Raw genomic sequence first — 9974 nt, 5'->3', positions numbered from 1 at the left:
CCCTCCCCCCCCCACCCCCCCCCCCCCCCCCCTCCTCCCCCCCCCCCCCCCCCCCCCCCCCCCCCCCCCCCCCCCCCCCCCCCCCCCCCCCCCCCCCCCCCCCGCTCCCCTGCCACGTGTTCTACGGCTACAGCTGGCCGAAGCCCACCCGGCGAACCGTCGGCTCGCCGATCTCCACGTACGCGATCTTGTCGGCCGGCACCAGGACCTTGCGGCCCTTGTCGTCCTGGAGGCTGAGCAGCTGCGCCTTGCCGGCGAGGGCGTCGGCTACCGCGCTCTCGACCTCCTCGGCGGACTGCCCGCTCTCCAGAACGATCTCCCGGGGCGCGTGCTGCACGCCGATCTTGACCTCCACGGCTATGTCCCTCCGACGGTCTGCGGTGCGCGGTCAGCCGCGCCGTACCCCGCACACATTAGCCCGGAGAGGGGACCCGGACGGGCGCGGCGCCGCACGCTACGAGCGAACACCCGCACCCCGCAAGCGCTGTTCAGTGGCCCTCGGTGCCGTGCAGCGGGAAGCCCGCGATACCGCGCCAGGCCAGCGAGGTGAGAAGCTGCACCGCCTTCTCGCGGGGGATCTTCGACTCGCTGGAGAGCCAGTAGCGGGCGACCACCTGGGAGACGCCGCCGAGGCCGACGGCCAGCAGCATCGACTCGTCCTTGGAGAGACCGGTGTCCTCGGCGATCACGTCCGAGATGGCCTCGGCGCACTGGAGGCTGACCCGCTCGACGCGCTCGCGCACGGCGGGCTCGTTGGTCAGGTCGGACTCGAAGACGAGGCGGAACGCGCCGCCCTCGTCCTCCACGTACGCGAAGTAGGCATCCATCGTCGCGGCGACGCGCAGCTTGTTGTCGCTGGTGGAGGCGAGCGCCGTGCGCACCGCAAGGAGCAGTGCCTCGCAGTGCTGGTCGAGCAGCGCCAGGTACAGATCCAGCTTTCCGGGGAAGTGCTGGTAGAGGACCGGCTTGGAGACGCCCGCCCGCTCCGCGATGTCGTCCATCGCGGCCGAGTGGTACCCCTGTGCGACGAAGACTTCCTGGGCCGCGCCCAGAAGCTGATTGCGGCGGGCCCGGCGGGGCAGACGCGTGCCTCGCGGGCGCGCTGCCTCGGTCTGCTCGATGGCTGTCACGCCGCCTCCCAAAATTGATGCTCGTGCGCGATGTGCGCGCGCCGCCATCGTACTTTTGGGTAACCCGGCTGTGCGCGGTGCGCACGCAGAATTTCACGGACCGGACGCGCTGGGTAGCCGGAGATACGCCTGGTTATCCGAACAAATCAGCGGTAGTCGTCCTCGTCGAGGGCGACCACACGGGCCTGCTCGGCCATGTCGGCCTCGTTCGCCGCGCCCCTGTCGGCATCGATGAGCGAGTCGTCGTGCTCCTGCCGTACGTCGGTGTGCTGTTCGGCCGCGTCCGCTTCGGGTGTCTCCTCGGCGAGCTCCACGGCGTCGTCTTCTTCCTCGAACACTTCGGGATCATTGGGGTCGACGGGCATGATTGCTCCCTTTTCGAGGGCTTGTTACGAGCCTATGGGCTAGCTCTGCGCACCGCTATGCGGTCTGTGACGGCGAACACATGAACCACGGTGTGATCGTCTCGTAACATTGCCCGCATGTCTTCGACCGAGCTGCCGGAAACCCTCGCCGCTGCTGTCGCTCCGGTTCCCCGGGTGGGCGCGGTCCGGGTGGCGCCCGGTGAAGAGCTGCGCTCGGTGAGTCTGCCCGGGCTGACGCTGAACATCCGCGCCCGTCCCGGTACGGGATCCGGTCTCGACCCCGCCCTGTTCGTGCACGGGCTCGGCGGCTCCTCGCAGAACTGGTCCGCCCTGATGCCGCTGCTCGCCGACACGGTGGACTGCGAGGCCGTGGACCTGCCCGGCTTCGGGGACTCCGCGCCGCCGGACGACGGCAACTACTCGGTCACCGGCCACGCGCGCGCGGTGATCCGGCTGCTCGACTCGGCGGGCCGCGGCCCCGTCCACCTCTTCGGGAACTCGCTGGGCGGCGCCGTCGCCACCCGGGTCGCCGCGGTCCGCCCGGACCTCGTCCGCACCCTCACCCTGATCTCGCCCGCGCTCCCCGAGATCCGCGCCCAGCGCACCGCCTGGCCGACCGCCCTGCTCGCGGTGCCCGGCATCGCCTCGCTGTTCACGCGGATGACCAAGGACTGGTCGGCCGAGGACCGTACGCGCGGGGTGATGGCCCTCTGTTACGGCGACCCGGGCCGGGTGAGCCCCGAGGCGTTCCGGGCGGCGGTCGAGGAGATGGAGCGCCGCCTTGAGCTGCCGTACTTCTGGGACGCGATGGCCCGCTCGGCGCGGGGCGTCGTCGACGCGTACACCCTGAGCGGGCAGCACGGGCTCTGGCGGCAGGCCGAGCGGGTGCTCGCCCCGACGCTGCTGGTCTACGGCGGCCGGGACCAGCTGGTCGGCTTCCGGATGGCCCGCAGAGCGGCTGCGGCGTTCCGCGGGTCGAGACTGCTGACCCTGCCCGATGCCGGGCACGTGGCGATGATGGAGTACCCGGAGGTGGTCGCGCAGGCCTTCCGGGACCTGGCCGACGACTGCGGAAACAGGAGCTGATCCGGGGCGTGGGACGACACAGCCGACCCAAGGGCGCCACGGGCACTCCCGAGCCCACCCGCATCGCCGACACCACCGGGCCCGTGCCCGTCGTGGAGGAGGTGCGGACGGCGGGCGGACGACGCCGCGCCGACGGCCCGCCGACCGGCCAGGTACCGCGGATCCGCCCGGTTCCCGGCGGTCCCGGCTCCCAGCACCAGGGCGGCGGCACCCCGGCGCACGGCGTGCCCCAGGTGCGCGGCGGCCACCCCGAGCACCACGAGGGCGGGGGCGGCTGGGGCGAGCCCGCCGCGCCGCGCCCCGGCGACTGGCACGGCGCCCCGGCCCAGGCCGGTTCCGGGCCGGGTGTCCGAATACCGGGGCCCCGGCGCGAGTACGTGGACGCCTTCGACGGCGCCGAGTGGACGGACACCGGCACGCACCGCGTGGCCGAGCCGACGGACACGGGTTCGTACCGCAGGGTCACGCCCACGGGCACCGGTTCGTTCCGCAGGGTCGCCCCCGCCCCCGTCGACACAGGCACCCACCGCAGGGTGGACCCGATGGACACGGGCTCCCACCGCAGGATGGATCCGGCCGATACGGGCGCGCAACGCAGGGCCGCCCCCGCGCCCGCCCCCGCGCCCGCCTCCGCGCCCGCCGTGCCGCGGCCGGCCCCCGTGCCCGAGCGGGTCGAGACGGCCCCCGAGACCAAGACGGCCAAGACGGGCAAGGCGGACAAGGGGGGCAAGTCCTCCAAGGGTCGCACCCTCACCGGGATCGCGGCGGCGGCCTTCACCACCGTGCTCGCGGTCGTGGTGGCCGGTCAGGTCACCTCCGACGGTGGCCACAAGACCGGCGCCCAGTCGGCCGACGACAGCGGCCGCGCCGGTGACGGGCCCGCCTCCCGCTCCAAGGACCGGGCGACGCCCGAGCAGGCGGCCCCGGCGGCCAAGCCCGCCTCGTACGAGCAGAAGATGGCCCTGCAGTACCCGATCGACCCGAAGCTGAAAGGTTCCGGCGCGTTCGAGGTGGTGCCCGGGTCCGCGGCGGCGCCGGGCAAGGGGCGCAAGTACCGCTACCGGGTGGACATCGAGAAGGGGCTCGACCTGGACGGCGCCCTGTTCGCCGAGGCCGTGCAGAAGACCCTCAACGACGACCGCAGCTGGGCGCACGACGGGGCGAAGACCTTCGAGCGGATCTCCTCCGGGAAGCCCGACTTCGTCATCACCCTGGCGAGTCCCGGCACCACGGCGGCCTGGTGCGCCAAGTCGGAGCTGGACACCGCCGAGGAGAACGTCTCGTGCGACTCGGCCGCGACCGAGCGCGTGATGATCAACGCGTTCCGCTGGGCGCAGGGCTCCGAGACGTTCGGGGCGCAGGCGATGTACGCGTACCGGCAGATGCTCATCAACCATGAAGTGGGACACCGCCTCGGCCATGGTCATGTGAGCTGTAGCACTCCCGGGGCGCTCGCTCCGGTGATGCAGCAGCAGACCAAGTCCTTGGACATAGGCGGGATCAAGTGCCGTCCCAACGCCTGGGTCTACCCGACTGGTTGAGACCAGTCCGGCCCTGCTGTCCACAATGTGGGACAACCGTCTCAATCTCGGTTGACAGTGGACAGCGGGGCTTTGCATAGTTCTCGGCATGCCGCACCGCCCCTTCACCCCCGCACGCGCCGCCATCGAGCTGGCGCTGATCGGCGTGACCGGGCTCTGCGTAGCCGACATTCACTGTTGCTGACGCCCACTCGCGCGCAGTTTTCTTTCACTTGCGCCCGGGTACTTCCGTCTTTGCTCATCCGCGCGGGCGCAGCACTCCCTCTTGTTCGAAGGCCATGACGTCGTCATGGGTCGAGGCAGACGCCCGCGTCCCCTTTGCCCTGTATGTGCAGTCACCGAGAGGTCTTCATTCCGATGCGTCAGATGTCCGGAAACGTCGCAAGAGCGGCAGCGATAGCCGTGGTTCTCGCCGTGGGCGCCGTCGCCTGCGGCCCCGATGACAGTGGCGCCAAGAACGCCGGCGGCAGCTCGGACGCCAAGCCCCAGAAGGGCGGCACGCTCTCCGTCCTCAACAACGAGCCGCAGACCGACTTCGACCCGGCGCGGCTCTACACCTCCGGCGGCGGAAACGTTCCGTCCCTGGTCTTCCGTACGCTCACCACGCGCAACCGCGAAGCCGGCGCCGAGGGCACCAAGGTCGTCCCCGACCTCGCCACCGACACCGGCAAGCCCAACGCCGACGCCACGGTGTGGACGTACACCCTCAAGGACGGCCTCAAGTACGAGGACGGCACACCGATCACGACGGCCGACATCAAGTACGGCATCGAGCGGTCCTTCGCGGCCGAGCTCTCCGGCGGCGCGCCCTACCTGCGCGACTGGCTGGTCGGCGGCGCCGACTACCAGGGCCCCTACAAGGACGGCGGCAAGGGCCTCGCCTCGATCGAGACGCCCGACGCCAAGACCATCGTCTTCCACCTGGACAAGCCCGAGGGCGAGTTCCCCTACCTGGCGACCCAGACCCAGTTCGCGCCGGTCCCCAAGGCCAAGGACAAGGGCACCAAGTACGAGGAGCACCCGGTCTCGTCCGGCCCGTACAAGGTCGTCAAGAACGAGAACGACGGCGAGCACCTGGTCCTGGAGCGCAACCCCAACTGGTCCGAGGCCACCGACGCCGAGCGCAAGGCGTACCCGGACAGCATCGACGTGCGCTCCGGCCTCGACGCCTCCGTCATCAACCAGCGGCTCTCCGCCTCCCAGGGGCCGGACTCGGCCGCCGTCACCACCGACACCAACCTCGGCCCGGCCGAGCTCTCCAAGGTCGGCGGTGACAAGGCGCTCGCCGCGCGCGTGGGCACCGGCCACTTCGGCTACACCAACTACATCGGCTTCAACCCCAAGGTGAAGCCGTTCGACGACCCGAAGGTGCGCCAGGCCGTCGCGTACGCGGTGGACCGCAGCTCGGTCGTCAACGCGGTCGGCGGCTCCTCGCTCGCCGAGCCCGCCACCACCTTCCTGCCCAACCAGAAGGCGTTCGGCTACACCCAGTTCGACCACTTCCCGGCCGGTGACTCGGGCAACGCCGCCAAGGCCAAGGAGCTCCTGAAGGAGGCGGGCCACCCGGACGGTCTCACCGTCACGCTCACCCACTCGAACGCCAAGGGCGGCCCCAAGGGCCCCGAGGTCGCGACCGCCCTCCAGGACGCCCTGAAGAAGGCCGGGTTCACGGTCAAGCTCCAGGGCCTGGAGGCCAACGACTACAACGACACCATCCAGAGCGTCAGCAAGGAGCCCGGCTTCTTCCTGCGCGGCTGGGGTGCCGACTGGCCGTCCGGCGGCCCGTTCCTCGCGCCGATCTTCGACGGCCGCCAGATCGTCAAGGACGGCGCCAACTTCAACACCGGCTTCCTGGACGACCCGTCGGTCAACAAGGAGGTCGACGAGATCAACAAGCTGACCGACCTGGCGGCGGCCGCGCCGCGCTGGGGCGCCCTCGACAAGAAGATCGGTGAGCAGGCCGTCGTGGTCCCGCTCTTCCACCCGGTCTACAAGCGGCTGGTCGGCAAGGACATCAAGAACGTCGTCATCAGCGACTGGACCGGTGTGCTCGACATCTCCCAGGTCGCGGTCAAGTAGCCATGAGTGAGGCCTTGCTGGCCTCGGAGACGGGAGCGGTCCAGGTGGCCGCTCCCGCTTCGGGGGCCCGTCAGTTCTGGCAACGGCTGCGCGCCCAGCGCGCGGTGACCGTCGCCGCCGTCGTCTTCGCGCTGCTCGTGCTCGTCGCGCTCACCGCGCCGCTGCTCACCGCCCTGGAGGGGCAGGACCCCAACACCTTCCACCCGGGCCTGGTGGACTCGGCGGCCGGCGGGGTGCCCAAGGGCTCCTTCGGCGGGATCAGCGGCGACCACTGGCTCGGCGTGGAGCCCCAGACCGGCCGCGACCTGTTCGCGCGGCTCGTCTACGGAGCCCGGGTGTCGCTCGGCGTCGCCTTCATCGCCACCCTGGTGCAGGTGTTCATCGGGGTCGCCCTCGGGCTGTCCGCCGCGCTCGGCGGGCGCTGGGCCGACCAGGTCATCAGCCGGTTCACCGACGTGGTGGTGGCGCTGCCGCTGCTCGTCATCAGCCTCGGCCTGATCGCGATCGTGCCCGACTCCGTGCCGCGCCCGGTCCTGATCACCTTCGTGATCGCGGTGGTCGGCTGGTCCGGCACGTCCAAGATCGTGCGGTCCTCCGCGCTCAGCCTCAAGTCCCTCGACTACGTCTCGGCGGCCCGGCTCAGCGGTTGGGGCAGGCTCGCGGTCGCCCGGCGCGAGCTGCTGCCCGCGCTGGCCGCGCCCGTCATCACGTACGGCGTGCTCCTCGTGCCCGCCAACGTCTCCATCGAGGCGGCGCTCTCGTTCCTCGGCGTCGGCATCAAGCCGCCCACCCCGTCGTGGGGGCAGATGCTCACCGAGGCCAACACCTGGTACCAGTCGGCGCCCACCTATCTGCTGCTGCCCGCGGGCTTCCTGTTCGTGACGGTCCTCTCCCTCACGGTCGTCGGCGAGGGAGTGCGCACCGCGCTCGACCCCCGCGCCGCCTCCCGGCTCAAGGTCGGCGTCAAGTCCCGCAGAGACGTCAAGTCCCGTAAGGAGGCCTCGAAGTGACGGGCTTTCTGCTGCGGCGGCTCGGCGGCGCGGTCTTCGTGCTGCTCGCCCTCTCCGTCGTCGTCTACCTCGTCTTCTACGCCGCTCCCGGCAACGTCGCCCAGATCGTCTGCGGCGAGCGCTGCTCGCCGGCCCAGGTGGCCCAGGTGCACGACCGCCTCCAGCTCGGCGACCCGATCCACGTCCAGTACTGGCACTTCCTCCAGGGTCTCTTCGCCGGCCGCGACTTCTCCTCCGGGATAGGCGTCGTCCACTGCGACGCGCCCTGCCTGGGCCTGTCCTACCGCCAGGACTCGCCGGTCACCGACATCCTCCTGAACAAGCTGCCCGTCACCGGCTCGCTGGTGATCGGCGCGTTCGTGCTGTGGATCCTGCTCGGCGTCGGCACCGGGCTGCTCTCCGCCTGGAAGCGCGGCGGCGCGATCGAGCGGACGCTCACCGGGCTCACGCTCATCGGCTTCTCCACCCCGGTCTTCGTGATCGGACTGGTGCTGATCATCGTCTTCTGCTCGACGCTCGGCTGGCTGCCGTTCCCGCAGTACACGCCGTTCTCGGACAACCCCGAGCAGTGGTTCTGGGGACTGCTGCTGCCGTGGATCTCGCTGGCGCTGATCGAGAGCGCCAAGTACGCGCGCCTGGTGCGCAGCTCGATGCTGGAGACCCTCGCCGAGGACCATGTGCGCACCTTCCGGGCGTACGGACTCACCGAGCGGGCCATCGTCGGCAAGCACGCCCTGCGCGGCGCGGTCGCCCCGGTCATCGCGCTGAGCGCGCTGGACGCGGGCTCCATGTTCGGCGGCGCCGTGCTCACCGAGTCGCTCTTCGGTATCCAGGGCATCGGCAAGCTCCTGGTGGACTCGGTCCGCCAGGTCGATCTGCCCGTCGTGGTCGGCGTCGTCATGACGACCGGATTCTTCGTCGTACTGGCCAATGCCGTCGCGGACGCGCTGTACGCGGTGGCGGACCGACGGGTGGTGCTGCAGTGACCGAGGTCACGACTGAGGCTCTGGTGGAGGTCGCCGGCCTCGGCATCTCCTTCGGCGGGACCCGGGCCGTGGACGGGCTCTCCTTCACCCTGGCGCCCGGCGCCGCGCTCGGCGTGGTCGGCGAGTCCGGCTCCGGCAAGAGCGCGTCCGCGTACGCCCTGCTCGGCCTGCACCGGGGCACCGGCGCGCTGGTCGAGGGGACCGTCCGGGTCGCGGGTACCGATGTGCAGCAGGCGTCCGACGCCGAACTGCGGAGGCTGCGCGGGGGAGTGGCGGCGATGGTCTTCCAGGACCCGCTCTCCTCCCTCGACCCGTACTACGCCATCGGCGACCAGATCGCCGAGGTGTACCGGGTGCACCGGGGCGGCTCCAAGCGGGCGGCACGCGCGCGTGCCGTCGAGGTGCTCGACCGCGTGGGCATCCCGGACGCGGCCCGCAAGGCGCGTTCGCGCCCGCACGAGTTCTCCGGCGGCATGCGCCAGCGCGCGCTCATCGCGATGGCGCTGGCCTGCGAGCCGAAGCTTTTGATCGCGGACGAGCCGACCACGGCCCTCGATGTCACCGTCCAGGCCCAGATCCTCGACCTGCTGCACGGGCTGCGCCAGGAGACCGGGATGGGGCTGCTGCTCGTCACCCACGACGTGGGCGTCGCGGCGGAGAGCGTCGACGACGTCCTGGTCATGCGCCAGGGACGCGCGGTGGAGCGCGGGCCCGTGAGGGACGTGCTCGGCGCGCCTGAGGCCGCGTACACCAAGGAGCTGCTCTCGGCGGTGCCTCGGCTGGACGCGGCGAAGCCGGGCGCCCCGGCCACCGGCGAACCGCTGCTCGAAGCCCGTGACCTGCGCAAGGTCTTCGGACGCGGCAAGTCGTCGTTCACCGCCGTCGACGGCGTCTCGCTCACCGTGCGGCGCGGCGAGACGCTCGGCGTCGTCGGCGAGAGCGGCAGCGGCAAGACGACGCTGGGCCGGATGCTGGTGGGCCTGCTCGACACCACGTCCGGCACGATCCGCCGCGACGGCACGGCCGTCCAGATGGTCTTCCAGGACCCGGTCGCCTCCCTCAACCCGAGGCGCTCGATCGGCGAATCGGTGGCCGACCCGCTGCGGGCCTCCGGCGTACGGGACGAGAAGCGCATCCGCGCGCGCGTGGGTGAACTCCTGGAGCGGGTCGGCCTGGACCTGGACCGCTACGACCGCTACCCGCACGAGTTCAGCGGCGGCCAGCGCCAGCGCGTCGGCATCGCCCGCGCGCTCGCGGCCGAACCGCAGCTGATCGTCTGCGACGAGCCGGTGTCCGCGCTCGACGTGACCACCCAGGCCCACGTCACCGCACTCCTCGCGGAGCTGCAGCGCGAGCTCGGCCTCGGGCTCGTCTTCATCGCGCACGACCTCGCCGTCGTACGGCAGGTCAGCGACCGGGTCGCGGTGATGCGCCGGGGCCGGATCGTGGAGGAGGGCGCGGTGGACGAGGTGTACGGATCGCCCAAGGACCCGTACACCCGGCAGCTGCTCGCGGCCGTGCCGACCGTCGACCCGGTGCTCGCCGCGGTGCGCCGCGCCGCGCGCAAGGAGCTGCGCGAGCAGCTCCGGGAGCAGAACCGCGATGAGGTGGCCGCGGCCTGACGCTCCGTTACTCTCCCACCCCGTAGCGCGACGGAACGCGACCGGGGTGGGAAAGTTACGTGCATTCACCCCTTCCGGTGGGGGGGGGGGGGGGGGGGGGGGGGAGGAGGGGGGTGGGGGGGGGGGGTTCCTCCGCCGCCGAGGGTTGGGGGAGG

10 protein-coding genes are annotated in these 9974 nt (G+C 71.6%); 7 read left to right on the top strand and 3 right to left on the bottom strand.

The window, feature by feature from the left end; all coding sequences use genetic code 11:
• Nucleotides 1-127: 127 nt before the first annotated feature.
• The 3 genes from ACZ499_RS29455 to ACZ499_RS29445 form a co-directional block, all read right to left on the bottom strand.
• Nucleotides 128-355 (bottom strand): DUF3107 domain-containing protein, encoded by a 228-nt coding sequence (locus tag ACZ499_RS29455; RefSeq protein ID WP_101389947.1) that lies wholly within the window; start codon nucleotides 353-355, stop codon nucleotides 128-130.
• 133 nt (nucleotides 356-488) lie between these two features.
• Nucleotides 489-1130, bottom strand: a complete 642-nt coding sequence (locus ACZ499_RS29450; protein WP_468406515.1) for a TetR/AcrR family transcriptional regulator — start codon at nucleotides 1128-1130, stop codon at nucleotides 489-491.
• Between the two features lie 146 nt (nucleotides 1131-1276).
• Nucleotides 1277-1495 (bottom strand): hypothetical protein, encoded by a 219-nt coding sequence (locus ACZ499_RS29445; RefSeq protein WP_385533940.1) that lies wholly within the window; start codon nucleotides 1493-1495, stop codon nucleotides 1277-1279.
• Nucleotides 1496-1612: 117 nt separating this feature from the next.
• On the opposite strand from ACZ499_RS29445, the gene ACZ499_RS29440 reads away from it, so the two are divergent.
• The 7 genes from ACZ499_RS29440 to ACZ499_RS29410 all read left to right on the top strand — a co-directional run bounded on the left by ACZ499_RS29440 (nucleotide 1613) and on the right by ACZ499_RS29410 (nucleotide 9819).
• Nucleotides 1613-2581 carry an alpha/beta fold hydrolase gene (locus ACZ499_RS29440; RefSeq protein WP_468679293.1) on the top strand — a complete coding sequence of 323 codons (969 nt, stop codon included), beginning with the start codon at nucleotides 1613-1615 and terminating at the stop codon, nucleotides 2579-2581.
• Nucleotides 2582-2589: 8 nt separating this feature from the next.
• Nucleotides 2590-4122, top strand: coding sequence for a DUF3152 domain-containing protein (locus ACZ499_RS29435; RefSeq protein ID WP_468679292.1), 1533 nt, complete (start codon nucleotides 2590-2592; stop codon nucleotides 4120-4122).
• An 88-nt stretch (nucleotides 4123-4210) separates the two neighbouring features.
• Nucleotides 4211-4306 carry an Ms4533A family Cys-rich leader peptide gene (locus tag ACZ499_RS29430; protein ID WP_324616262.1) on the top strand — a complete coding sequence of 32 codons (96 nt, stop codon included), beginning with the start codon at nucleotides 4211-4213 and terminating at the stop codon, nucleotides 4304-4306.
• A gap of 173 nt (nucleotides 4307-4479) precedes the next feature.
• Entirely contained in the window at nucleotides 4480-6201 is a 1722-nt protein-coding gene (locus tag ACZ499_RS29425; RefSeq protein WP_468679291.1) for an ABC transporter substrate-binding protein, read from the top strand.
• A 2-nt stretch (nucleotides 6202-6203) separates the two neighbouring features.
• On the top strand, nucleotides 6204-7211 hold the full coding sequence (locus ACZ499_RS29420) for an ABC transporter permease (RefSeq protein ID WP_468679290.1): 1008 nt from the start codon (nucleotides 6204-6206) through the stop codon (nucleotides 7209-7211).
• Nucleotides 7208-8197, top strand: a complete 990-nt coding sequence (locus tag ACZ499_RS29415; protein WP_468406504.1) for an ABC transporter permease — start codon at nucleotides 7208-7210, stop codon at nucleotides 8195-8197. The genes ACZ499_RS29420 and ACZ499_RS29415 overlap by 4 nt, the downstream gene beginning before the upstream one ends.
• Nucleotides 8194-9819: a dipeptide ABC transporter ATP-binding protein gene (locus tag ACZ499_RS29410; RefSeq protein ID WP_468679289.1), complete on the top strand. Its 1626-nt coding sequence runs from the start codon at nucleotides 8194-8196 to the stop codon at nucleotides 9817-9819. The genes ACZ499_RS29415 and ACZ499_RS29410 overlap by 4 nt, the downstream gene beginning before the upstream one ends.
• Nucleotides 9820-9974: the final 155 nt, after the last annotated feature.

It is taken from the genome of Streptomyces sp. NPDC031265, from assembly GCF_055570295.1.
This window is presented reverse-complemented; position numbering and strand designations above follow the sequence as displayed.